This is a genomic window from Streptomyces sp. NPDC004732, assembly GCF_040609235.1.
In the GTDB taxonomy this organism is placed as follows: Bacteria; Actinomycetota; Actinomycetes; order Streptomycetales; family Streptomycetaceae; genus Streptomyces.
On the sequence record NZ_JBEXJR010000019.1, the window covers coordinates 108,771 to 133,701 of the forward strand.

18 protein-coding genes are annotated in these 24,931 nt (G+C 71.5%); 9 read left to right on the forward strand and 9 right to left on the reverse strand.

Annotated elements, in window-relative coordinates:
* The first annotated feature begins 118 nt into the window (after nt 1-118).
* The 4 genes from ABZV77_RS38570 to ABZV77_RS38585 all read left to right on the forward strand — a co-directional run bounded on the left by ABZV77_RS38570 (nt 119) and on the right by ABZV77_RS38585 (nt 5,020).
* Entirely contained in the window at nt 119-1,099 is a 981-nt protein-coding gene (locus tag ABZV77_RS38570) for an SCO0930 family lipoprotein (protein ID WP_356267347.1), read from the forward strand.
* 214 nt (nt 1,100-1,313) lie between these two features.
* Nucleotides 1,314-2,126 (forward strand): SAM-dependent methyltransferase, encoded by an 813-nt coding sequence (locus tag ABZV77_RS38575; RefSeq protein WP_356267349.1) that lies wholly within the window; start codon nt 1,314-1,316, stop codon nt 2,124-2,126.
* Nucleotides 2,123-4,258: an EAL domain-containing protein gene (locus ABZV77_RS38580; protein WP_356267350.1), complete on the forward strand. Its 2,136-nt coding sequence runs from the start codon at nt 2,123-2,125 to the stop codon at nt 4,256-4,258. The genes ABZV77_RS38575 and ABZV77_RS38580 overlap by 4 nt, the downstream gene beginning before the upstream one ends.
* Nucleotides 4,259-4,261: 3 nt before the next feature.
* Nucleotides 4,262-5,020, forward strand: a complete 759-nt coding sequence (locus ABZV77_RS38585; RefSeq protein WP_356267352.1) for a VOC family protein — start codon at nt 4,262-4,264, stop codon at nt 5,018-5,020.
* On the opposite strand, the gene ABZV77_RS38590 is transcribed toward ABZV77_RS38585, so the two are convergent.
* The gene (locus ABZV77_RS38590; protein WP_356267353.1) at nt 5,000-7,873 is read right to left on the reverse strand and encodes a hypothetical protein; all 2,874 of its coding nucleotides are present in this window, start codon (nt 7,871-7,873) and stop codon (nt 5,000-5,002) included. The two genes, ABZV77_RS38585 and ABZV77_RS38590, sit on opposite strands and share 21 nt — an antisense overlap.
* 62 nt (nt 7,874-7,935) lie before the next feature.
* Nucleotides 7,936-8,811 (reverse strand): LysR substrate-binding domain-containing protein, encoded by an 876-nt coding sequence (locus tag ABZV77_RS38595; RefSeq protein ID WP_356267355.1) that lies wholly within the window; start codon nt 8,809-8,811, stop codon nt 7,936-7,938.
* A 94-nt stretch (nt 8,812-8,905) separates the two neighbouring features.
* Here ABZV77_RS38595 and ABZV77_RS38600 point away from each other — a divergent pair, with 94 nt between their 5' ends.
* Genes ABZV77_RS38600 through ABZV77_RS38615 form a run of 4 tightly spaced genes read left to right on the forward strand, consistent with a single transcriptional unit; the run spans nt 8,906 to nt 13,868 of the window.
* Nucleotides 8,906-9,613: a succinate dehydrogenase gene (locus ABZV77_RS38600; protein ID WP_356267357.1), complete on the forward strand. Its 708-nt coding sequence runs from the start codon at nt 8,906-8,908 to the stop codon at nt 9,611-9,613.
* On the forward strand, nt 9,614-11,563 hold the full coding sequence (locus ABZV77_RS38605; RefSeq protein ID WP_356267359.1) for a fumarate reductase/succinate dehydrogenase flavoprotein subunit: 1,950 nt from the start codon (nt 9,614-9,616) through the stop codon (nt 11,561-11,563).
* Nucleotides 11,560-12,306: a succinate dehydrogenase/fumarate reductase iron-sulfur subunit gene (locus tag ABZV77_RS38610; protein ID WP_356267361.1), complete on the forward strand. Its 747-nt coding sequence runs from the start codon at nt 11,560-11,562 to the stop codon at nt 12,304-12,306. The genes ABZV77_RS38605 and ABZV77_RS38610 overlap by 4 nt, the downstream gene beginning before the upstream one ends.
* A 41-nt stretch (nt 12,307-12,347) precedes the next feature.
* A complete protein-coding gene (locus ABZV77_RS38615) occupies nt 12,348-13,868 on the forward strand; it encodes an acyl-CoA synthetase (protein ID WP_356267363.1) in 1,521 nt (506 codons plus the stop codon).
* Nucleotides 13,869-13,891: 23 nt separating this feature from the next.
* On the opposite strand, the gene ABZV77_RS38620 is transcribed toward ABZV77_RS38615, so the two are convergent.
* The 7 genes from ABZV77_RS38620 to hppD form a co-directional block, all read right to left on the reverse strand.
* On the reverse strand, nt 13,892-14,899 hold the full coding sequence (locus tag ABZV77_RS38620) for an ABC transporter permease (RefSeq protein WP_356267364.1): 1,008 nt from the start codon (nt 14,897-14,899) through the stop codon (nt 13,892-13,894).
* Nucleotides 14,896-16,491 carry a sugar ABC transporter ATP-binding protein gene (locus tag ABZV77_RS38625; protein WP_356267366.1) on the reverse strand — a complete coding sequence of 532 codons (1,596 nt, stop codon included), beginning with the start codon at nt 16,489-16,491 and terminating at the stop codon, nt 14,896-14,898. The genes ABZV77_RS38620 and ABZV77_RS38625 overlap by 4 nt, the downstream gene beginning before the upstream one ends.
* 22 nt (nt 16,492-16,513) lie before the next feature.
* Nucleotides 16,514-17,497 carry a sugar ABC transporter substrate-binding protein gene (locus ABZV77_RS38630; protein WP_356267368.1) on the reverse strand — a complete coding sequence of 328 codons (984 nt, stop codon included), beginning with the start codon at nt 17,495-17,497 and terminating at the stop codon, nt 16,514-16,516.
* 21 nt (nt 17,498-17,518) lie between these two features.
* Nucleotides 17,519-18,535: a LacI family DNA-binding transcriptional regulator gene (locus tag ABZV77_RS38635; RefSeq protein WP_356267370.1), complete on the reverse strand. Its 1,017-nt coding sequence runs from the start codon at nt 18,533-18,535 to the stop codon at nt 17,519-17,521.
* Nucleotides 18,536-18,628: 93 nt separating this feature from the next.
* Entirely contained in the window at nt 18,629-20,992 is a 2,364-nt protein-coding gene (locus tag ABZV77_RS38640) for an excinuclease ABC subunit UvrA (RefSeq protein ID WP_356267371.1), read from the reverse strand.
* A gap of 191 nt (nt 20,993-21,183) precedes the next feature.
* Entirely contained in the window at nt 21,184-22,305 is a 1,122-nt protein-coding gene (locus tag ABZV77_RS38645; protein WP_356267373.1) for an alpha-hydroxy acid oxidase, read from the reverse strand.
* Nucleotides 22,286-23,404, reverse strand: a complete 1,119-nt coding sequence (gene hppD, locus ABZV77_RS38650; protein WP_356267375.1) for a 4-hydroxyphenylpyruvate dioxygenase — start codon at nt 23,402-23,404, stop codon at nt 22,286-22,288. Before hppD ends, ABZV77_RS38645 begins: the two co-directional genes overlap by 20 nt.
* A gap of 240 nt (nt 23,405-23,644) precedes the next feature.
* On the opposite strand from hppD, the gene ABZV77_RS38655 reads away from it, so the two are divergent.
* On the forward strand, nt 23,645-24,823 hold the full coding sequence (locus ABZV77_RS38655; protein WP_356267376.1) for a prephenate dehydrogenase: 1,179 nt from the start codon (nt 23,645-23,647) through the stop codon (nt 24,821-24,823).
* Nucleotides 24,824-24,931: the final 108 nt, after the last annotated feature.

Consider the following 24,931-nt stretch of genomic DNA (forward strand, 5'->3'; position numbering starts at 1 on the left):
GCGTTCCGCAAAGAATCTTGTGCCGTGTTGAACGCGTCGGCCGTGCCGCCCCGTACCTAGGGCCATGTCGTGACGCAGACGGGCGCCACGACACCTCTGCGGACAGTGGGAGTCAACGATGCTGTATCCAAGTGGGGTTTCCCCCAGGGCCTGGCGGAGCGCCTCGCTCGTGGCGACAGCCGCGGCCCTGCTGGCACTGACGACGGCGTGCGGCCAGGAGAAGGGCGACCAGTCCCCGAACGGCCAGAACGTGGGCAACGAAGCGCCGGCGAAGGGCGACGGCTACGGCGGGGACGACGGCTACGGCGCCGGCTCCGACGCCGCGGACAAGGGCGCGGGAGACAAGGCGAAGGCGGCCGGGCAACTCGCCGTGTGGGACAGCAAGAAGCTCGGGAAGGTCGTCACCGACAGCGCGGGCCGCACGCTCTACCGCTTCGACAAGGACACCGCCCAGCCGCCCAAGTCCAACTGCGACACCGCCTGCCTGAAGGCATGGCCCGCCGTCGCCGCCGACGGCGCCAAGGCCGCCCCGGGCGTCGACGAGTCCCTGCTCGGCGAGGTCACCGCCGCTGACGGCACCAAGCAGCTGACCATCGACGGCTGGCCGATGTACCGGTACGCGCAGGACGCGGCGGCGGGCGACGCCAAGGGGCAGGGAGTGGGCGGCACTTGGTACGCCGCGGCCCCCGACGGCAAGAAGGCCGCGCCCGCCGCGGCCGACACCGCCCCCGTCGACCCCGCGGGCCTGTCCATCCGCAAGGACCCGAAGCTCGGCGAGATCGTCGTCGACAAGAACGGAATGACCGTCTACCGCTTCACGAAGGACTCCGCCTGGCCGATGAAGTCCGCCTGCACCGGTGCCTGCCTCGACAAGTGGCCCGTGGTGGCGCCCGTGGCCAAGAACGACACTCGAGGAATCCTCAAGAAGGGCTTCACCGTGTTCGACCGGCCGGACGGCAAGAAGCAGCAGACGATCGACTGCTGGCCGATGTACACCTTCTCCGGGGACGAGAAGCCCGGCGACACCAACGGGCAAGGTGTCGGCGGCACTTGGTACGCGGCGAGCCCGCAGGGCAAGCCGGTGGGCGCTGCCAAGTAGGCAGGCTCGGCAGACGGACAGACCGGCCCGTCCCCTCCCATATCACATGGAGGGGGCGGGCCGGTTGACGGTGTGGGATAAGGCACTTGCCAAAGGCAGTGACCGAGAACGGACCGCCAATTTCCGTTTTGACTCGCTCCCTTGGCGGACGATCAGTAGCCTCACCCTCGAACACCGGATCGCCTGCGCCGTCCCCCTACGCCTTGGAGTCTTGATGGAGCGTCCCGCCTGGGCACCGCCCGGCATCGACCTCTCGATGCCCAGCGTGTCCCGCATCTACGACTACTACCTGGGCGGCTCGCACAACTTCGAGGTGGACCGGGAGGCGGCCCGCAAGGCGATGGAGTTCATGCCGGGGCTCCCGAAGATCATGCAGGCGAACCGTGCCTTCATGCGGCGGGCGGTGCATCACGCCGTCGGGGAGGGTGTCACCCAGTTCCTCGACATCGGCTCCGGCATCCCGACGTTCGGCAACGTCCACGAGGTGGCGCAGCAGGCCAGCCCCGACGCCGCCGTCGTCTATGTGGACCACGACCCGGTCGCCGTCGCGCACAGCCGCTCCGTGCTCGAAGGTACCGAGCGCACCGCGGCCGTCGCCGCGGACCTGCGCAAACCCCGGGACATTCTGGGCAGTCCGGAGGTCGCCTCGGTCCTCGACCTGGACCGCCCGGTGGCTCTTCTCCTCGTCGCCGTCCTGCATTTCGTCGAGGACGCGTACGATCCTTACGCGGCGGTCGCCGAACTGCGGGACGCACTCGCGCCCGGCAGCCTCGTCGTCCTCAGCCACGCCTCGTACGAAGGGATCCCCGTTCCCCCCGAACAAGCCGGCCGGACGGTCGGTGTATACAAGGACATCCGCAATCCACTGATCATGCGCTCGCGCGACCAGATCGCGCGGTTCTTCGAGGGATACGACATGGTGGAACCCGGCTTGGTGCCGATGCCGCACTGGCGGCCCGACACTGCGCCCGAGGAGGAGGATCCGTACTCCTTCTCGGGATTCGCGGGCGTGGGACGGAAGCGTTGAGCGGCGAGCAGGACGGACCCGAGGACAGACTTCGCCGGTTCGCCACCATCTGGAGCCGTGCGATCTTCCCCGTGACGGCCACCTCGCTGACCCGTCCCGAATTCGAACAGCAACTGGTGCCGCTCGCCAGGCGGTTGAACGACGCGCTGCAGGAGCGGATCTTCGACGCGGCGGAGAGCCAGGCCCTCGGTGCCGCGCTCATCGGCACGCACTGCACGGACCCCGAGGCGCTCAGCCGCACGCTCGACTGCGTCGACGCCTACCTGGTCCTGTACTGCGGTGGCGACGGACCGCGGGAAGAGCTGCGGGCCCGCTCCGCCCGGATCCAGCACGCCATGGCCGCGGGCTTCGCCCAGGCGCTGCGCGAGCGCACCCTCGCCGAGCAGGAGGCGATCTCCCGGGCCGCGTTGAGCGCGCGCAGCGCCGTCGCCGAGGCCCTGCACGCCAGTGAGGCGCGCTTCCGCGCCGTCTTCCACGGCGCCGCCATCGGCATCGGCATCGCCGACCTCGACGGCACGGTCCTCGAAGTCAACGACGCGCTGATCCGGATGTTCGGCGGCCTGGAGAACCAGCTCCGCGGACGCAACGTGGGGGAGTGGACCCATCCCGACGACTCGCCCCACGTCTGGAAGCTCTACGAGGAGCTGGTGCGCGGCGAGCGTGAGCACTACCGCGTGGAGAAGGCCTTCTACCGGCCCGACGGAACGGTCCTGTGGACCAATCTGACCGTGTCGCTGCTGCGTGACGCGGACGGTGTGCCGCAGTACCAGCTGGCGCTGATGGAGGACACCACCGAGCGCCGCCTCCTCAACCTCCGGCTGCGGTACGAGGCCACCCACGACGCGCTCACCGGACTGCCCAACCGCACCCTGTTCTTCGAGCGCCTGGACAAGGCGCTCTCCGCGGGACAGAACGCCCGGTTCGGGCTCTGCTACCTCGACCTGGACGGCTTCAAGACCGTCAACGACAGCCTCGGGCACGCCGCGGGCGACCGGCTGCTCGTCGAGGTCGCCGACCGGCTGCAGTCCTGCGCGACCGCCCCCGGCGAGATGGTGGCCAGGCTCGGCGGCGACGAGTTCGTGGCGCTCACCACGGGGCCCGACACCGAGACGGAGGTGGACGAGCTCGCGGGGCGCATCATGAACGCGCTGGCCAGCCCGGTCCGCGTCGACGGGCGCGAGCTGACCGTGCGCGGCAGCATCGGCATCGTCGAGGGCCCGGCCGGTGAGCGCGGCGCCGCGGAGGTCCTGCGCAGCGCCGACATCACGATGTACCGGGCCAAGTCCGCGGGCGGCAACCGCTACGAGCTCGCCGACCCCGAGGCCGACGCCCGCGCCATCACCCGGCACGGTCTGACCACCGCGCTGCCCGCCGCCCTGGAGCGCGGGGAGTTCTTCATCGAGTACCAGCCGCTCGTGCACCTCGGTGACGGCAGCGTGCGCGGCGCCGAGGCGCTGGTGCGCTGGCTGCATCCGCAGCACGGCACCATCGGCCCGGACCGCTTCATCCCGCTCGCCGAGCACACCGGCCTGATCGTGCCGCTCGGCCGCTGGGTCCTGGAGGAGTCCGTGCGTCAGGCCCGCAGGTGGGAGGCGCGGCACGCCGAGGCGGGCCCGCTCCGCGTCAACGTCAACCTCTCGCCCATGCAGCTCACGCACCCCGGCCTGGTCTCCGACACGGTCGACATCCTGGAGCGCGAGGGCCTGGAGCCGGGCGCCCTGTGCCTGGAGGTCACGGAGTCCGCTCTGATAGGAGCCGACGACGACCTGCTCAAGCCGCTGCGCAGGCTCGCCGAGATGGGCGTGGACATCGCGCTGGACGACTTCGGCACGGGCTACTCCAACCTCGCCAATCTGCGCCGCCTGCCGGTGAGCGTGCTCAAGCTCGACCGCTCGTTCACCCAGGGCATGCAGCACTTCCCCGCCGACCCGGTCGACCTCAAGATCGTCGAGGGGATCGTCGCGCTCGCGCACAGCCTCGACCTCACGGTCACCGTCGAGGGCGTGGAGACGGGCGCGCAGGCGGACCAGCTGCGGGAGCTCGGCTGCGACACGGCGCAGGGCTGGTACTACGCGCGCCCCGGCCCGCCGGACCGACTGCACGAACTGGCTCTCGCGGACGCGACGGGCTGAGCGGTGATCCGCTGGGCGTACGCGTTCATCGACCGGCCGCGCGGCCGCTTCCCGCAGGCGTGCGCCTTCTGGTCGGCGGTCACCGGCACGCGCCTGTCCGAACCGCGCGGCGCGGCGGGCGAGTTCGTGACGCTGCTGCCGCACGGCGGCGCCGACGCGTGTGTGAAGGCGCAGGCCGTGGCGGGGCCCGGCGGCGCGCACCTCGACCTCGCCGTGGACGACATCGCGGTGACCGCGGGTGAGGCCCGTGCGCTCGGGGCCGCCGCGGTCTTCGCGGAGGACGGCCTCGAAGTGCTGCGCTCACCGGGCGGCGTGCTGTTCTGCGTCGTGCCCTGGTCCGGCGAGAAGTCCCGCCCGGCGCCGGTCACCGCCCCCGACGGCGCGGTCAGCCGCCTCGACCAGCTGTGCCTGGACGTCCCGTCGGAGTCGTACGACGCAGAGATCGCCTTCTGGACGGCGCTCACGGGCTGGGAGTCCACCGTGGGCGTCCTCCCCGAGTTCCACCGCGTGACGCCACCCGCGGACCTGCCGGTCCGCCTCCTGCTCCAGCGCCTGGCATCCGCGGGACCCGCCGGTGCCCACCTCGACCTGGCCTGCTCGGACCCGGACGCGGTGCGCACCTGGCACGAGAGCCACGGCGCCGTCTTCGTGTCGCGCGGCGCGACCTGGCTCGTGATGCGCGACCCGGCCGGTCTGACGTACTGCCTGACGGGCCGAGATCCGGAGACGGGCAGGCTGCCCTCACGGAGGAGCGCCGGGTGACGGCGTGGGCGACGGGGACGACGACGAAGGGCGCGGGGCCTCGACGGGTGCCGTGACGTCGTTCGCCCAGGCGGTCGCGAGGACGGTGACCGCCGCGGCGACCGCCGCCACGAGGACGGTGGCGGCCGGGGTGGCGAGCGAGGACAGTCGGCGGAAGTTGCGGATGTGCCCCCAGAGGAGATCCGCCCTGCGCACCAGACGGATCTCCCAGAACAGTCCGAGGCAGAGGGCCATGACGGTGCTCTGGGCCAGGAGCAGGAACACCGAGAGGGTGGGTGCATCGCCCGGCACCTGGAGCTTCGGCACCAGCAGCAGCAACTGCACCGTCGTCATCACGGACCACAGCCAACCCGCCTTCGCCACCGGGCTGTTGCCGCGCAGCCACGGATACAGATAGCCGTACGTGAACCCGTGCGCGAGCCACACGCAGGTCGGCCCGCCTGCAACGGTGACCGCCTGGGGGAGCCCGCTGTAACCGTGTGCCTGCACCGCGGTCCACACGGTCCAGGGCAGTGCGAGCAGCGCGGTGGCGGCTGTCGCCGTGACGCCGTTGGTCCAGGCGTCCCGCCCGGCCGAGCCGCCCAGCGCGTCGGCCCGCAGCCGCGTGGTCTCGTCCGATGCGTCCGCGGCCGTGGGCCGCTTGAGGCTCTGCCACTTCGCGTCCCAGTCGTCCGGGGGCAGTGAGCTGTCGGCGAGGGTGGCGCGCGACGACGTCAGGAAGCGGTGCCGCCCCTCCGCGAAGAGCAGCGCCCTCGCCAGCAAGGTCACGAGCCGGGCGTGCGCGTCGCCGGACAGGGCGTGCAGGCGGGCGGCGCGTTGCGCGCGGGCCGTGGGCAGCAGGAGGAGGGCGCCGCCTGCCCAGGCCGTCGACAGGGCGGCGCCGGTGGTCCAGTAGGGCAGCCAGCTCTCGGGGGCGCCGATCACGGTGGCGCTCGCGGCGAGGACGAGGAGGGCGAGACAGCCGCCGCGGGCGCTGGTGTGCCAACGGCCGCTTTCCCGTCCGGTGTTGCGGAGGTGGAGCAGGAGGAGAACGGTGCAGACCAGCCAGATCACTTGGAGGGCGGGTGCCACGGTCTGTACGCCGAGAAGCCGCCGGTCGCCCGGGCTCTGACCGGTGAGGTGGAGGAACAGGGCGGAAGTGGCAGGGAGGTCGTAATACACCTCCTTGTGGAACTGGGTCCACCAGGGGAGCAGCGCCCCGCAGAGCAGGACACCCACGACGGCCGCCTGGCCCCGTCGATGCGGAAGCCTTCGGGACACGAGTGGGCCGCCCAGCGCCACCAGCGTCACGACCCACGGTGCGAGCAGCAGGAAAACGGCCGACCAGCTCGCGAGCACGGCGGGACGGGTGTAGGTGAAGGGCGCTCCGCGATTCTCCTGCCACAGGTTCCGGGGCAGGGCAAGCAGCACCACGGCCACCGCGACCCCGGCCCAGGTCGCGGCGGCCAGTGGAACGGACCACGAGCGTGTCCTTCCTCTCCACAAGGGGAGTCGCAGGAGGCAGAGGACGGCCACGGCAGCGAGCGTGGCGGCGGCCAGACAGTGGGCGACCGGCGACGACCAGTCGGCGCCTCCCATGACCCAGGCCAGCAGGACGAACGCCGGGGCCGGGAGGGCGACGGCGAGCACGGAACCGGTGCCCGGCCTCGGCGCTCCTCGCCATGCGGCGGTCACGAGGACGGGGAGGGCGAAGAGCGCGATTCCGAGGATCACTGCTTGTGCACGCGCCTGGATCGGCAGCGGCTCCAGGCCCAATCCAGTGCGCTCGAACCACAGCGTGTCCTGGATCCAGAGCAGCATGCTCCACGACGGTTCGTAGAGGTCCCACAGCAGCACGCCGACGGCGGCGCACACCAGGAGGCCTGCGCCCACGGCGACCGCGCGTGCGCGACGCCGGATCCCGTCCGCGTCGTCGGGGGCGCGCGCGAACCCGACGAGGGCGCCGCCGACTGCGAGGAAGAGAGCGAGCAAAGAGGGGAGGGCCTGGTGCCGTGAAGCGGTGGACGTCGACTCTTCGGCGTCTTCCGGCGCCCCGCCCTGCGCCGCGGTCAGCGTTGCGGTCACGGAGTCGGCCCCGCGAGTGGTGGTGAGACGGAAGCCGACCGAGCGCGCGGTCTGGTGTTCCGGTGCCCCCTTGACCTTGAGGCCCCACCCCCGGGAGACGTCCAGGCGCCAGGTCCAGCGGCCCGGCAGGCGTGGCACCCAGCCCTTGCCGCCGTCCGGCACCTTCTCGAAGAGGTTGTAGTCATCCAGCTGGGTCGCTGGTGGCTCGGCGCGGGCGGTGACGACGTGCTGGGCCGTGACCGTGACACGACCGTCCTTGGCGGGCTGACTGATGGTGCACCAGGTCGGGAGCCCTGCCAGGTTTCCGCTCAACGCCTCGTTCGGAGGGGCCAGGCCGGACACCGGCTGGGCGCTGGCGAATCCGCCCGGCAGAACGTACGCGACCGCGGAGAAGAGTTCGGGGTCGGCCCTGAGCTGTCCGACGAGCGGGTCCTTCGCGCCCAGGCCCAGCCGGTACGTGGTCGTGATGCGCCACTCCGCCGACTCGTCCTGACCCTTCGTACCGTCCGATCCGACACGCCTGATGCGGACGGAGATGCCCCCGCCGCTGCCCCGCCGGGGGATCAGCGGCTTGATGTCACGCGGCCCCGTCGGAAAGTCCGCCGCGCTCGGATCCTCCACGGGCTGCGGCGCCCGCACCCTCTCGTCCTCCTCCGTCTGCACCTGCCACCGTGCCGCCTCCCCCCACCGGACCGAGGCCCACACCCCGCACCCGACGACCGCAGCGCACAGCACCACCAGCACCGCGGCCCGCGCCGCCACCCTGCTCGCGTCCCGCACGGTCGGCATGGGCGCCCCCTCCCGCCACCGGGAGGGCCACTGTAGAGCTGCCCCGCCCCGACGGGGACCCCTCAGCGCTCCAGCAGCATCCGCTGGAGTTCGCGCGCTGCCCGCGGCGGTGCCACGTCGCTGCGGTGGGCCAGGGCGATCGTGCGGTGCAGGCTCGGCTTGGCCAGGGGGGTCATGCGGAGGTCGGGGCCCGAGCGTTCCGCGACCATGCGGGGGACCACCGCCACGCCCAGGCCCGCGCGGACGAAGCCGAGCACCGCGTCCATCTCGCCGCCCTCCACCGCGAACTCGGGCTCGAACCCCTCGGCGCGGCAGGCGGAGACGGTGAGCTCCCGCAGGTCGTAGCCGTGGCGGAACATCACGAGGCGTTCGCCCTGGAGGTCCGCGATGCGGACCGCGCGGCCGAGGCTCCGTGCTTCGGGGGCCGAGACCACGACCAGGTCCTCGCGGAGCAGTTCGAGCGTCGTCAGCGCCGGTGACGGGGAGGGGAGGGGGAGGACCACCAGCGCCAGGTCCAGGGCGCCGCGGGCCAGCTCGCGGACGAGATCGTGGGAGCCGCCCTCCTCGATGAGGAGCTGGATCCCGGGGTGGCGGTCGTGGAAGGCGCGGAGCACGTCCGGCAGCAGGCCCGTGCACACGCTCGGTGTCGCGCCGAGGCGGATGCGGCCGCGCCGCAGCTGTGCCAGTTCCTGCACCTCGATCCGGGCCGTGTCCGCGTCGGCGAGGATCCGGCGGGCCAACGGCAGCAGCGCCTCGCCCGCGTCGGTGAGCGTGATGTTGCCGCGCGCCCGGCTGAAGAGCTCGGCGCCCAGCTCCTTCTCCAGGGCCCGGATCTGCTGCGAGAGGGAGGGCTGGGAGACGTGGACCTCCTCCGCGGCCCGCGTGAAGTGCCGGGTCTCGGCGACCGCGACGAAATAGTGCAGCTGCTGGAATTGCATACCCGCACCTTACGGGAGTCATAGGCTCAGGCTATGGAGATGAGCTGATCCATCTCTTGGACCGATCGGGACTTTCGGCCGTAGCGTCTCTGACATGGCTCTGGCAACGCGGACGGACAAACGGCCGTCCATGACCCGTACGCTCTGGGACTCCACCATCGGCAAGAAGACGGTGATGGCGGTCAGCGGCTTGATCATGCTGCTCTACCTGTTCCTGCACATGATCGGGAACCTGAAGATCTTCTTCGGCCCCGCGGAGATCAACGAGTACGCACACTGGCTCCGCACCCTCGGCGAGCCCTTCATGCACTACGAGTGGTCGCTCTGGCTGTTCCGCGTGGTGCTCGTGGTCGCCGTCGTCGCCCACGCCACGTCCGCGTACCAGCTGAGCCGCCGCGACATCAAGGCGCGCCCCACCCAGTACGTGCACAAGAAGCGGGAAGCGAGCTTCGCGACCCGCACCATGCGCTGGGGCGGCATCATCCTCGCGCTCTTCATCGTCTGGCACATCCTCGACCTGACGACCGGCACCGTGCACCCGGGCGAATACGAGCACCTGAAGCCGTACCAGAACGTCATCGACACCTTCTCCACCTGGTACAGCAACGTCATCTACATCGTCGCCGTGGTCGCCGTCGGCTTCCACGTGCGGCACGGACTGTGGAGCGCCGCGCAGACCCTGGGCGTGGGCACCGCGACCCGCAACCGCGTCCTCAAGCCCCTCGCCAACGGGCTCGCGCTGGTGCTGACGGTCGGCTTCATCTCTGTCCCCGTAGGCGTCATGACCGGAGTGGTGAGCTGAATGAGCACCTTTGCTGAGTACGCGACCGGAGAGCCGGTCGTGGATGCCAAGGCCCCCACCGGTCCGATCGCCGAGCGCTGGGACACCCGCCGCTTCGAGGCGAAGCTGGTCAACCCGGCCAACCGCCGCAAGCAGACCGTGATCGTCGTCGGCACCGGACTGGCGGGCGGCTCCGCCGGAGCCACCCTCGCCGAACAGGGCTACCGCGTCGTGCAGTTCTGCTACCAGGACTCGCCGCGCCGCGCCCACTCGATCGCCGCACAGGGCGGCATCAACGCCGCGAAGAACTACCGCAACGACGGCGACTCCATCCACCGGCTGTTCTACGACACCGTCAAGGGCGGCGACTTCCGCGCCCGCGAGTCCAACGTCCACCGCCTCGCGCAGATCTCCGTCGAGATCATCGACCAGTGCGTCGCACAGGGCGTGCCCTTCGCCCGCGAGTACGGCGGACTCCTCGACACCCGCTCCTTCGGCGGCGTCCAGGTGTCCAGGACGTTCTACGCCCGCGGCCAGACCGGACAGCAGCTGCTCCTCGGCGCCTACCAGGCGCTCAGTCGGCAGATCGCCGCGGGGAACGTGGAGATGCACCCGCGCACCGAGATGCTCGACGTGATCGTCGTCGACGGGCGGGCGCGCGGCATCGTCGCCCGTGACCTGGTCACCGGCAAGATCGACACGTACTTCGCGGACGCGGTGGTCCTCGCCTCCGGCGGCTACGGCAACGTCTTCTACCTGTCGACGAACGCCATGAACTCCAACGCCACCGCCGTCTGGCGCGCCCACCGGCGCGGCGCCTACTTTGCCAACCCCTGCTTCACCCAGATCCACCCCACCTGCATCCCGCGCACCGGCGACCACCAGTCCAAGCTGACGCTGATGAGCGAGTCGCTGCGCAACGACGGCCGCATCTGGGTGCCGAAGGCCCAGGGCGACGACCGCCCGCCGAACCAGATCCCCGAAGACGAGCGCGACTACTACCTGGAGCGCATCTACCCCTCCTTCGGCAACCTCGTGCCCCGCGACATCGCCTCGCGCGCCGCGAAGAACGTCTGCGACGAGGGCAGGGGAGTGGGCCCCGGCGGACAGGGCGTCTACCTCGACTTCGCCGACGCCATCGCGCGCCTGGGCAAGAAGAGCGTCGAGGAGAAGTACGGCAACCTCTTCGACATGTACGAGCGGATCACCGCGGAGAACCCGTACGAGGTGCCGATGCGGATCTACCCCGCCGTGCACTACACGATGGGCGGCCTCTGGGTCGACTACGACCTGCAGACCACCGTCCCCGGCCTCTTCGCGGTCGGCGAGGCCAACTTCTCCGACCACGGCGCCAACCGGCTCGGCGCGAGCGCCCTCATGCAGGGCCTCGCCGACGGCTACTTCGTGCTGCCCTCCACCATCAACGACTACCTCGCGCGCAACCCGCACAAGGACGAGGTGAGCGACGGCCACCCCGTCGTGCAGGAGGTGCTCGCCGAGACCGAGGACCGGCTGAACCTCCTCCTGTCCGTGGACGGCGACCGCACCCCCGACTCCTTCCACCGCGAACTCGGCGAAGTGATGTGGGAGTTCTGCGGCATGGCCCGCACCGAGACGGGCCTGCGCAAGGCCCTGGAGCGCATCCCGCAGATCCGCGAGGAGTTCTGGCGCCGCATCAAGGTGCCCGGTACCGGCGAGGAGTTCAACCAGTCCCTGGAGAAGGCCAACCGCATCGTCGACTACCTGGAGCTCGCCGAGCTCATGTGCCTCGACGCCCTGCACCGCGCCGAGTCCTGCGGCGGCCACTTCCGCGAGGAGTCCCAGACCCCGGACGGCGAGGCGGCCCGCGTCGACGAGGAGTTCTCGTACGCCGCCGCCTGGGAGTTCACCGACACCGGCGACGCCCCCGTCCTCCACAGAGAAGACCTCGTCTTCGAGTACGTCCACCCCACTCAGCGGAGCTACGCATGAAGCTCACCCTGCGCGTCTGGCGCCAGAAGAACGCCGACGCCGACGGAGCGATGTCCACGTACGAAGTGGACGGGATCTCCTCCGACATGTCCTTCCTCGAAATGCTCGACACCCTCAACGAAGAGCTCATCGTCCAGGGCGACGACCCCGTCGCCTTCGACCACGACTGCCGCGAGGGCATCTGCGGAGCCTGCTCGCTCGTCATCAACGGCGACGCGCACGGCCCCGAGCGCACCACCACCTGCCAGCTCCACATGCGCTCCTTCAAGGACGGCGACACGATCGACATCGAGCCGTGGCGCGCCTCGGCCTTCCCGGTCGTCAAGGACCTGGTGGTGGACCGCTCGGCCTTCGACCGGATCATCCAGTCCGGCGGCTACATCAGCGCCCCCACCGGTGCGGCCCCCGAGGCACACGCCGCTCCGGTGCCCAAGCCCGACGCCGACTCGGCCTTCGAGCACGCCGAGTGCATCGGCTGCGGCGCGTGCGTGGCGGCCTGTCCCAACGGCTCGGCGATGCTCTTCACCTCCGCCAAGGTCAACCACCTCAACGTCCTTCCGCAGGGCGCGCCCGAGCGGGAGACCCGGGTGCTCGACATGGTCGCGCAGATGGACGAGGAGGGCTTCGGCGGCTGCACGCTCACCGGCGAGTGCGCGACGGCCTGCCCCAAGGGCATTCCGCTGCCGTCCATCGCCGCCATGAACAAGGAATGGCTGCGGGCCACCCGGAAGGTCAGCCGATAGGCGCGGTTCCGCGGTCCTGGAGGGGCGCGTAGCTTCGGAACATGTATCCGGGAGCGTACGACCCCGCAAGGCCGGCCGTCGTCACCGCCGACGGCACACGGACCCTCAGCTACGGACAACTCGAAGAACGCTCCCTGCGGCTCGCGGATCATCTGCGGGCCGCAGGTCTGCGTCGGGGCAACCACCTCGCCCTGCTCTGCGACAACGACCCGCGCGCCCTGGAGGTCTACTGGGCAGCCATGCGCTCCGGGCTCTATCTCACCGCCGTCAACCACCACTTGAACGCGGACGAGGCCGCCTACATCGTGCGCGACTGCGGGGCGGGCGCACTGATCGTCTCCGGCTCGCTGAGTGAACTGGGCCGAATGGTAAGGGAGTTGGCGGGCGGGCCGCCGCTCGTGCTCGGACTCGACGACGGAACGTACGAGAAGGCCCTGGACTCCGCATCCGCCGTGCCGCCCGACCGGCAGCCGCTCGGCACCGACATGCTCTACTCCTCCGGCACCACCGGCCGCCCCAAAGGTGTCGAACCGCTGCTCCCCGAAGGGGACGTACGCGAACAGGCCACGACGTACACGGTCGTCTTCCAGACGATGTACGGCTTCGGCGAGGAGACGGTCTACCTCTCTCCCGCGCCGATCTACCACGCGGCACCGCTGCGGTTCTGCGGTGTGGTGACCGCGCTCGGCGGCACCGTCGTCCTGATGACGGCCTTCGACGCCGAGGAGGCCCTCGCGGCCGTCCAGCGGCACCGGGTGACGCACAGTCAGTGGGTGCCGACCATGTTCGTCCGCATGCTGAAGCTGCCCGCCGAGGTGCGCGAGCGCTACGACCTGTCGTCGATGAAGACCGCCATACACGCCGCCGCGCCCTGCCCCGTCGAGGTCAAGCGCCGGATGATGGAGTGGTGGGGGCCCATCCTGTACGAGTACTACTCGTCGACGGAGGGCAACGGCATCACCTTCATCGCGCCCGACGAATGGCTGCGCAAGCCGGGATCGGTCGGGCGCGACGGGTTTCTGGGGACCCTGCGGATCTGCGACGAGGAGGGGCGCGTCCTGCCGCCCGGCGGGACCGGGACGATCTACTTCGAGCGCGAGGAACCGTCCTTCCGCTACCACGGCGACGAGACCCGCACCCGCGCGGCCCAGCACCCCGAGCACGCGAACTGGACGACCACCGGCGACATCGGGCACGTCGACGAGGACGGCTACCTCTTCCTCACCGACCGCAAGGCCTTCATGATCATCTCCGGTGGGGTGAACGTCTACCCGCAGGAGGCCGAGGACGTCCTCGTGCTGCACCCGGCCGTCGCCGACGTCGCGGTCGTCGGCGTCCCCGACGCCGAGATGGGAGAGGCGGTCAAGGCGGTCGTCCAGGTCGAGCGGGGCATCGAACCCGGCCCCGCACTGGAACGCGAGCTCATCGACTTCGTGCGCGAGCGCATCACGCACTACAAGGCGCCGCGCACCGTCGACTTCACCGACAGCCTGCCGCGCACGCCCACCGGGAAGCTCGCGAAGGCGCGGTTGCGCGACGCCTACCGGAGCGGGAGCGGGTGACCTGCGGGAGACGCCCCCGGTGCTCAGCCGAGCCGTGCGGCCAGGCGGTCGCGGTAGTGGTCCACCACCACCGCGACCATGATCACCCCACCCGTGATCATCTGCCGCTGGAAGTCCGAGACCCCCATCAGCAGCAGCCCGTTGGTGAGCACCCCGAGCAGACAGGCGCCGAGGAGCGTCCCGATCATGGACCCCTTGCCGCCGGACAGCGAGGCCCCGCCGATCACGACCGCCGCGATGGCGCTCAACTCGTAACCCCCGCCGAGGATCGGCGACGCGATGTTCAGCCGCGCCATGTACGTGATGGCGGCGATGCCGACACAGAACCCCGCGATGACGAAGACCGCCACCTTCACCACCGACGTCCGGTGCCCGGACAGGCGCACCGCCTCCTCATTGGAGCCGATCGCGAAGACCAGACGGCCGAACACCGTCCGGGTCAGCACCAGATGACCGACGGCGACCATGGCGAGCGCGATCCAGAACAGCGCGGGGACGCCGAGCAGCGTCGAGGTCCCGAAGCGGCTGAAGCCCTGGGGGAAGTCGTACTGCGTCTTCGCGTCCGTGTAGTCGAGGGCCGCGCCCCGCGCGATGTTGAGCATCCCGAGCGTGACGATGAAGGACGGCACGCGCCAGCGCTCCGACACGAAGCCGTTGACCAGGCCGCACGCCATGCCGACGGCGACGGACACCAGGACCGCGAGCGTCACCGCGACCCCCACCGAGAGGTCCTTGCGGGTGAGGACGTCGCCCGCCACCACCGCAGAGAGCGCCATCACCGAGCCGACCGACAGGTCGATGCCGCCGACCAGGATGACGAAGGTCAGGCCCACCGCAAGCATCGTGTTGAGCGTGATCTCGGTGGCGATGTTCGTAAAGTTGCCTGTGGTCGCGAACTTCGGCGCGGCCAGCGTGAAGACCGCCACGAGGACGAGCAGCGCCACCCCGGTGCCCGCCTCACCCATCGCCTGCCGGGTGAGGGAGCCGACGGTAGACCGGTCCTCGACCGGGCGTGGGGGAGCGGAGGTCATGCGCGGGCGCCCTTCGTCGTGCCGGTCGAGTCAGCAGTGCCGGTCGAGTCAGCCGTGCCGGTCGTGTCAGCCGCGCCGTTCGTGTATCCGGAGTACGCCAGCTCCAGGATGTGCGAGCTGTCGAAGTCGGCGCGGTCCACCTCGCCCGCGACGCGGCCGCGCGAGAAGACGAGCAGCCGGTCGCAGATGCCCATCAGCTCCGGCAGGTCGGAGGAGACGACCAAGAGCGCCTTGCCGTCGGCCGCGAGGTCGACGAGCTGCTGGTGGATCTCGTAGCGCGCGCCCACGTCGATGCCGCGCGTCGGCTCGTCGACCATCAGGACATCGGCACCGGCGAGCAGCCACCGGCCGAGGACGACCTTCTGCTGATTGCCGCCCGACAGCGTACGAACGACCGTGCGCACCCCGGGAGTCCGCACCCTCAGTCGCTCGACCGCCCCGCGCGCGATGCGGTCCTCCGTGCCGCGCCGCAGCAGCCCCGCCCGCGACACCTGCCCGGTCGCGGCCAGCGTCACGTTGGCCGACAGGGGCAGGTCCAGGACCAGACCCTGCCCCTTGCGGTCCTCCGTGAGCAGGCTGATCCCGTGCCGCACGGCATCGCGCGGACCACGGATCCGCACCGGCCGCCCCTTCACCAGGACCTGCCCGCCCGCCGCGCGGTCGGCACCGAACACCGCCCGCACGGCCTCCGTACGGCCGGAACCCACCAGGCCCGCCACCCCCACCACCTCACCGGCGCGCAGCGCGAACGAGACCGGGGCGCCCCCGCGCGGCGTCAGATCCCGCACCCGCAGCAGCTCGGGGCCGGGCGTGCGCGGCACGTACGGCGGATACTCGCGCGCCATGTCACGGCCGACCATCAGCCGGATCACCTCGGCCGTGTCCGTCCCCGCCACGTCCTTGGTCACCACGTGCCTGCCATTGCGGAACACCGTCATCCGGTCGGCGAGTTCGAAGATCTCCTCCAGGTGGTGGGAGATGTACAGGACCGCCGTGCCGCGCTCCGTGAGGGAACGCAGGAGCACGAAGAGCCGCCGTGTCTCCCGCGGGGTGAGCGTCGCCGTCGGCTCGTCCATCACCAGCACCCGGCACTCCTGGTGCAGCGTCCGCGCGATCTCCAGGAGCTGCATCTGCGCGATGCCGAGGCGTTCCACCTTGGTCCGCGGCCGCACGTCGAGGCCGACCTCGTCGAGCAGCTCCTGGGCCCCCCGGTGCAGGGCGCGCCGGTCCACGAAGCCGTGGCGGCGCGGCAGTCGGCGCAGGAACAGGTTCTCGGCGACCGACAGATGCGGCACCAGGTGGAACTCCTGGTGCACGACCTGCACCCCCGCCCGCATGGCCGCCGCCACGTCACCGGGCCGGTAGGGCAGGCCACCGAGCCGCAGCACACCGGAGTCCGGCCGCTGCGTCCCCGCGAGGATCTTCACCAGGGTCGACTTGCCCGCGCCGTTCTCACCGACCAGGGCGTGCACCTCACCGGGGACCAGGTCCAGCCGGACCCCGTCGAGGGCGACCACCCCGGGGAACGCCTTCGAGACGCCCGAGACCTCCAGCACGGGCCCGGCCTTCCGCTGCTGTGCGCTGCCGCTCATGTCCGCAGCCATCCGCCACCCGTCACCGCAGGTCGCCGGAGGTGACGACCTTCACGTCCGTCTTCACCCAGCCCGTCGGCTCGTCCCCCTCGATGGCCTTCATCGCCTGGTCGATGCCGTCGGCGGCCTGCTTCGCCGCGTACTGGTCGACCGTCGCGACGACCCGGCCCTTCTTCACGTACGGGCGGATGGCCTCGATGTTGTCGAACGACGCGATCTTCACGGACGCCTTCTTCGCGTCGATGGCCTTCAGGGCACCCAGCGCCATCGAGTCGTTGGAGGCGAGCACCCCCTTGATGTCCGGGTGCGCGGTGAGCATGTTGCCGAGGACGTTGTACGCCTCGTCGGTCTCCCAGTGCGCCGTCTTGGCGGAGACCACCTTCAGGCCGCCCGCCTCGGCCGCCGCCCGGAAACCGGCGGCGCGCTGGCGGGCGTTGTCGGCGCCCGGGCTGCCTTCGAGCAGAGCCACCTGGGAGCCCTTGGCGAGCTCCTTGGCCAGGACCTCACCCGAGAGGCGGGCGCCCTGCTCGTTGTCGGGGCCGACGAAGGGGACCTTCATGCCGGACGCCTTCAAGGCGCCCGCGTCGAGCTTCACATCGATGTTGACGACCTTCAGGCCCTGCTTCTCCGCGCGCTTGAGGGGTGCCACCAGGGCGCGGGAGTCGGCGGGCGCGATCACCAGGGCGTCGGCCTGGTCCGTGACGCAGCGGTTGATCGCCGCGACCTGCCCGTCGATGTCCGTCTCGTTCTGGATGCCGCTCGCCTTGAGGTCCAGGTCGTCGCGCTTCTTCGCATGCTCCTTCGCGCCCTTCTGCATGACCTGGAAGTACTCGTTGCCCATGGACTTCATCACCAGGCACACGGTGGGGCGGCCGCCGTCGCCGGGCTTGTCGGAGGCGGCACCGTCGCCCTCCTGCCCGCAGGCGGTGAGGGCGCCCGCGGCTCCGAGGACCCAGACCAGGGTGAGGACGGTGGTGCGCTGCTTCATCGTGTGACTGCCTTCCATGGCTGGGGGATGGTCGGTCGTTCACGGCATGCCGCCCGCGGGGTCCGGGCAGCCGCACGAGCCGCGGGCGAGCAGCGCCACCGGCAGCACGTCACGGGTGGGCGCGAGGCCGGGATCCCGGACCTGGGCCAGCAGCCGCCGCACCGCGGTGCGCCCGAGCTCCTCGAACGGCTGGCGCATCGTGGACAGCGCCGGAGTTGTGTACGCTGCGGCCGCGATTCCGTCGAACGCGACCAGCGCGAGGTCGTCGGGGACCCTGATGCCGAGTTCGCTCGCCGCGCGTATCACCCCGGCCGCCTGGGTGTCGCAGGTGACGAAGAGGGCGTCAAGACGCCGCTCCCTGGACAGCAGGGCGAGGCCCGAGCGGTACCCGGCGAGACGGTCGAACGAGCCGTGCAGCAGTGGCGCGTCGCCCAGACCGGCCTCGGCCATGGCCGCCCGCCAGCCCGCGACCCGGTCCACGGTCGGATGGATGCCCGCGGGCCCCGCGACGCAGCCGACGCGGCGCCGCCCGTGGGACAACAGGTGCAAGGTGGCCTCGACGGCACCGCCCCGGTTGTCGGCCAGGACGTGCGAGGCGGCCACGCCGTCCAGCTCGCGGTCGAGGACCAGCCGGGCCACGCCGGAGCGGGCCAGTTCGGCGCGCCAGGGCCGGTCGCCCTGCGAGGGGATCAGGACGAGCCCGTCGACCCGCCGGTCGAGGAACGTGCGCAGATAGCCCGCCTCGCGCCCGGCGTCGTCCACGCTGTTGCCCACGAGCAGGGTGTAGCCCGCCGCCCAGGCATGGTCCTCCAGGGCACGGGCCAGTTCGGCGAAGAACGGGTTCGCCGCGTCCGGTACGACCAGGCCGAGCGTCATCGTCTGGCGCATGCGCAGCGACCTGGCGACCCCGTTGGGGCGGTAGTCCAGCGCCCGCACGGCAGCGAGGACGCGCGCCCTGGTGGCGGGCGCGACGGACCGCGGCCCGTTGTTCACCACATAGCTGACGACCGAGGGCGACGTGCCCGCGAGCCGGGCCACGTCCTGCCGTGTTGCCATGCAGGACCTGCCTCACCTGGATGGGCAATACGTGTTGGCAACTCGTGTTGCGTCAGGATCGGCCGCGCCCGCCGGTCGCCACAAGGCGGTGTTTCAGCCCCGTTCGGCCCCCGCGCCACCCGCCCGCGCCCGCGCGAGATACGGCGCGGTGCGACTGCCCTCCGCGCGTGCCACCTCACCGGGAGTGCCCGCCGCCACGACGCGCCCGCCCCGGTCGCCGCCGCCGGGACCCAGATCGATCACCCAGTCCGCGCCCGCGACCACCGCCATGTCGTGCTCGACGACGACCACCGAGTTGCCGCCGTCGACCAGTTCGTGCAGGCGGTGGGTGAGAACCTCGACGTCGGCGGGGTGCAGGCCGGTCGTCGGCTCGTCCAGGAGGTAGAGCGTGTGGCCGCGCCGGACGCGCTGCAACTCGCTGGCCAGTTTGATGCGTTGGGCCTCGCCGCCGGACAGTTCCGTGGCGGGCTGGCCCAGCCGCAGATAGCCGAGGCCGACGTCGAGGAGCGTGCGCAGGCTGCGTACGACGGGCGGGTTGTCGGCGAAGAAGTCCGCGGCGGCCTCGACGGTCAGGTCGAGCACCTCCGCGATGTTCCTTCCCCGGTACGTCACTTCGAGCGTCTCGGGGTTGTAGCGGGCGCCCGCGCAGTCCGGGCACGGCGCGTAGGTGCTCGGCAGGAAGAGCAGCTCGACGCTGACGAAGCCCTCGCCCTGGCAGGTCTCGCAGCGCCCGCCCGCCACGTTGAAGGAGAAGCGGCCGACGCCGTAACCGCGTTCCCGCGCGGTGTCCGTCGCCGCGAACACCTTGCGCACGACGTGGAAGAGCCCGGTGTAGGTGGCGAGGTTGGAGCGCGGGGTGCGCCCGATCGGCTTCTGGTCGACACAGACCAGCCGTTCGACTCCCGGCAGCTCCTCGGTGATCTCGCCGACGAGCGTGGACTTGCCCGAACCCGACACGCCCGTGACGGCCGTGAAGGCGCCGAGCGGGATCTCCGCCGTCACCCCGCGCAAGTTGTGCCGGGTCACCGGGCCGACCTTCAACCAGGCCTGGGCGGTGCGCACGTCACGTACCGGTGTGGCTGCCCGGTCGAAGAGGAAGCGGCCCGTCGCCGACTCCTGCACGGCCTTGAGGTCCGCCACCGGGCCGCTGTGCAGGACCCGCCCGCCGTGCTCGCCCGCCTGCGGCCCGACGTCGACGAGCCAGTCCGCGTGCCGCACGACGTCGAGGTGGTGCTCCACCACGAAGACGGAGTTGCCCGCCGCCTTGAGCCGGTCGAGGACCGTCAACAGGGCCTCCGTGTCCGCCGGATGGAGTCCCGCCGACGGCTCGTCGAGGACGTACACCACTCCGAAGAGCCCCGAGCGCAGCTGGGTCGCGAGGCGCAGGCGTTGCAGTTCGCCTGCCGACAGGGTGGGCGTGGCGCGGTCCGGGCTGAGGTAGCCGAGGCCGAGCTCGGTGACGGTCGCGATGCGGGCGAGCAGGTCCTCGGTCAGGACGCGCGCCGTCTCCGAGGAGTCCGCCGCACCGGTCAGGGTGTCGGCGAGCTCCGACAGCGGCAGCGCGGCGAGCTCGGCGATCGTGCGGTCCGCGAACGTCACCGCCATCGCCTCCGGACGGAGCCTGCTCCCGCCGCACGCCGGACAGGGCGCACTCGCCAGGAACCGCTCGGCCTTGGCGCGCAGCGTCTGGCTCTTGGAGTCCGAGAAGGTCTTCATCACATAGCGCCGGGCGCTCATGTACGTGCCCTGGTAGGGGCGGTGGATGCGGCCCGCCTCGCGTACCGGGTGCACGGTCACGACCGGCTGCTCGTCCGTGAACAGGATCCAGTCGCGGTCCTCCTGCGGCAGCTCGCGCCACGGCAGATCCACGTCGTACCCCAGGGTGTCCAGCACGTCGCGGAGGTTCTTGCCCTGCCACGCGCCGGGCCAGGCCGCGATGGCGCCCTCGCGGATGGACAGCGACGGGTCGGGGACGAGCAGTTCCTCGGTGGTCCGGTGGACGCGGCCCAGACCGTGGCACTCGGGGCAGGCACCGGCCGCCGTGTTCGACGAGAAGGCGTCCGAGTCGAGCCGCTCGGCGCCCTCCGGGTAGCGGCCCGCGCGGGAGAAGAGCATCCGCAGGGAGTTGGAGAGGGTGGTGACCGTGCCGACGGAGGAGCGGGAGGTCGGTGCCGAGCGGCGCTGCTGCAGCGAGACCGCGGGCGGCAGGCCGGTGATCTCACCGACCTTCGGCGCACCCACCTGGTGGATGAGGCGCCTGGCGTAAGGGGCGACGGACTCGAAGTACCGCCGCTGCGCTTCGGCGTAGATCGTCCCGAACGCGAGCGAGGACTTGCCCGAGCCCGACACGCCCGTGAAGACAGCGAGGACATCGCGCGGAATGTCCACGTCGACGCCCTGGAGGTTGTGCTCCCTGGCACCTCGGACGCGTACGAACGGATCGTGAGGGCTGTGCATGGGCGGGGCTCCGTACGCGGCTCGGGGGCAAACTCCCCGATTCTAGGCCGCCTGCTCATGCCCCTGCCAATCGGCATTCCGGCGGCAGTGTTTTCGTACGCGGACCGGGCTCCGTCTACGTCGTCCACTCGGAATGTAAAAGACCCGCACGGACCGGCACCGGAATTCTCGGGGGGACGCGTGAATTCCTCTCAGTCGTCGCGCCGCACCGTGCGCAGTTCCCGCGCGGCGGCCGCATCCGCGCAACCGGCGAGACCCAGGGCGTCCCGGAACTCGTCCGCCAGCAGGCCGAGGACCCGCCGCACCCCGCTCTCGCCGCCCACGGCGAGACCCCAGAGCGTGGGCCTGCCCACCAGGACACCGGACGCGCCGAGGGCAAGCGCCCTGAGTACGTCCGTACCGCTGCGGACCCCGCTGTCCAGCAGGACCTCGCAGCGCCCGGCCGACGCCGCCACCACCTCCGGCAGCGCGTCGACGCTCGGGACGGCACCGTCCAACTGGCGGCCGCCGTGGTTGGACACCACCACGGCGTCCACCCCGCACTCGACGGCGCGCCCGGCGTCCTCGGCCGCCAGGACCCCCTTCAGCACGAGCGGCAGCCGGGTGCGCTCCCGCAGCGTCGCCACCGACGACCACGTCAGAGCGGGGGAGAACGCCGCCTCGGTGTGCGCGGCCAGCGCGGACACGGCACCGGAGGGCTGCCGGTGGGCCGCGGTCGGGCCCGCCGCGAGGTGCGCGGCGCGTACCTGCTCCGGAAGCGCGAACCGGTTGCGCACGTCGCGCAGGCGCCGTCCCATCCACGGCACGTCCACCGTGAGCATGATGGCTTCCGCGCCCGCGTCCTCGGCCCGGCGGACCAGGTCGAGGGAGCGGCCCGGCTCCCGCAGCCAGTAGAGCTGGAACCAGACGGATCCGCCGACCGCGGTGAGCCGTTCGACGGGGACGCTGCTGAGGGTGCTCGCGGTGAACGGCACCCCTGCCGCCTTCGCCGCCCGGGCGGCGGCCAGCTCCCCCTCGGGGTGCAGCAGCCGCTGGTAGGCGACCGGCGCGAGCGCGAGGGGCAGCCGGGCCCGACGCCCGAGCAGCGTGGTCCCCGTCGTGCACCGCGACACGTCCCGGAGCACGCGGGGGACGACGAAGACCCGGTCCAGAGCCGCGCGGTTGGCGTCGAGCGTCACCTCGGCGCCGCTGCCCCCGGCAACGAAGTCGCGGACGGCGGCGGGCAGCACCGAGGCGGCGGCGCGTTCGGCGTCGGCCAGGCAGTGGAGGTCCTCGATGCCGTCCGTCCGCACGCTAGCGCTGGTCGAATCCACGCTGCTTGGTCCGCTCCAGCTCCACGGCCTCGTACAGCGCCTTGATGTTCGCGCTGCCGAAGGTCGCGGCCCCCTGGCGCTCGATGACCTCGAAGAACAGGGTCTTCCGCGGGTGGGTCGAGGCGGTGAAGATCTGGAAGAGCCGCCCGTCGTGGTCCTCGTCAGCGAGCACGTGCGTCGAGCGCAGGTCGGCCAGCCGCTCCTCGCCGAGCGCCACGCGCCGGCCGAGCAGGTCGTAGTACGACGACGGGGTGCGCAGGAACGAGACGCCACGCTCGGACAGGGCCCGTACCGAACCCACCGCGTCCCGCGAGGAGAACGCCAGGTGCTGGACGCCCGCGCCCTGGTGGCCCTTGAGGAACTCGTCGATCTGGCCTGTGGCGGCCGAGGTGTCGGGCTCGATGAGGGTCAGGGTCACCGTGCCGGACCGGCTCTGCACGACCTTCGACTCCATGGCCTGTGCGCCGACGACGATGTGTTCCTCGAAGACGAACCGGAAGCCCAGGGCGTCGCGGTAGTACGCGACCATCGCGTCGAGGTCGCCCGCGGGCAGGCAGACCGCGACGTGGTCGAGCTCCAACAGGCCCACTGCGTCCGGCCCTTCGGGGTGCGAGCCCGTGCTCTCCACCGGCACGTGGCCCACGGGCAGTCCGGCGCCCTCGTCGGGGCCGCGCCGGACGAGGGTGTGGACCAGGTCCCCGAATCCACGGAGCGACCCGGGCACGGCGGGACGGTCGTTCGTCCGCGGCTGCGGATGGCGGTGTGCCACGGCGCCGCGCGCGAGCGCCGCGTGGAAGGCGGCCTCCGGGTCGGCTGTGCGCAGCGCGATGTCCGCGATGCCGTCCCCGTGCGTCAGCACGTAGGCGGACGCGGGATGCAGTTCGGACGTCGCCTGCGTCAGGACGAGAGTGATCTGTCCGTGCCGCACGGTGATGCCGCGGTGCTCCGCCGAGGCGCTGGTCCCGACCACCGTGAAGGCGTACCGGTCGGTCCAGTGGGCGGCTGCCGCGGCCACGTCCTCGACGTACATCTCCACGTAGTCGATGGAGAGATCGGCGAGCGGATCCGTTGATTCTGCTGATTCCGATAAATCCCTCATGAGTGTCTCCAGATCCGGAGATAAATGAGCTTCTGGACTCTACGATCCGATCTCGCATCTGGCTATGTGCGATATGGACGCCGGATTTGGTGTCCAAGGATTGACCGTCCAAGGATTGGCTGTCCAAGCAGGGCACTGTCCAAGAAGCCGACGGGAAAATGGAGGGCGAGATCCCGCCCGTAAAATCGACGGGCCTTTCCGTTTATGGTCGGTGGCCTTTCGAACGGGTGATGACTAGTGATGCGCACCATGGCCGTCATCGGGACGGGCCTGATCGGCACCTCCGTCGCGCTGGCGGTGAGCCGACGGGGCGTGACGGTGTTCCTGTCCGACCGTGACCCCGCGGCGGCCCGCACGGCCGCCGCCCTCGGCGCCGGACTGGCGAGCGCACCCGCGGCACCGGTCGACCTGGCCGTGATCGCCGTCCCGCCCAGCCAGGTGGGCGCCGTGCTCGCCGAGGCACAGGAGCGCGGGCTCGCCGACAGCTACACCGACGTGGCGTCCGTGAAGGCCGAGCCGGAGCGGGCCGCCCTGAGCCGCGCCCCCGACCCGCACCGCTACGTCGGCGGGCATCCGCTGGCGGGCCGGGAGCGCTCGGGCCCGCTCGCGGCCCGCGCCGACCTCTTCCGGGGCCGCAACTGGGTGCTCACCCCTTCCCGGCTGAGCTCGGACGTCGCCTTCGACCGGGCTCTGGAACTGATCGCCCTGTGCGAGGCCGTCCCGGTCGTGATGCACAGTCAGGACCACGACGCCGCGGTCGCCGTGACCTCCCACGTGCCGCATCTGATGGCCAGTCTGATGGCCGCCAGGCTGCGCGAGGGCCCGGCGGACCTGCCGAGCGTCGCCGGGCAGGGGCTGCGCGACGCCACCCGGATCGCGGGCGGCGACTCGCGGCTGTGGGGCGACATCCTGCAGGCCAACGCCCCGGCGATCGCCGGGGTCCTGAAGGAGCTGCACACGGACCTCTCCCGCCTCGTACCGGCGCTGGACGCGCTCGCCAGGCCCGGCGGCAGCGAGCGCGACCTCGGCATGCGCACGCTCGTGGACCTGCTCGACCGGGGCATCTCCGGCCTCGCGGAGATCCCGGACGCCAGGCCCGGCTCCTCGTCCGAGGACCCGTGCGTGCGGGTCGCCGTCGCGGACCGCCCCGGAGAACTGGCGCGGCTGCTCGCGGCCGTGGCGGAGCTGGGTGTCGCCGCGGACGACGCCTGTGTCGAGGGCGCGGACGGGACTTCGTTCGCCGTACGCTTCAGCGTGCCGCCGCGCATCGCCGACCGGCTCGTGGCCGCGCTCGATGCCGGGGGCTGGGATGTCGTACGGGAACAGGGCGGCGAACGGGACGGTGAACGGGACGGCGAACAGGGCCTCGGTGGGGCGACGCTCGCGGGCACGGTCCGATCCGGCCGTCGCCCACAGTGACCGCCGACGGGCATGTTCAAGCGTGTCCGTGCGTGTCCGCGCATGTCCGTGCCTGTCCAAGTGTGCGAATCGGCCGGTTGGACGCGTTGGTGGACCGTCGAGAACCGT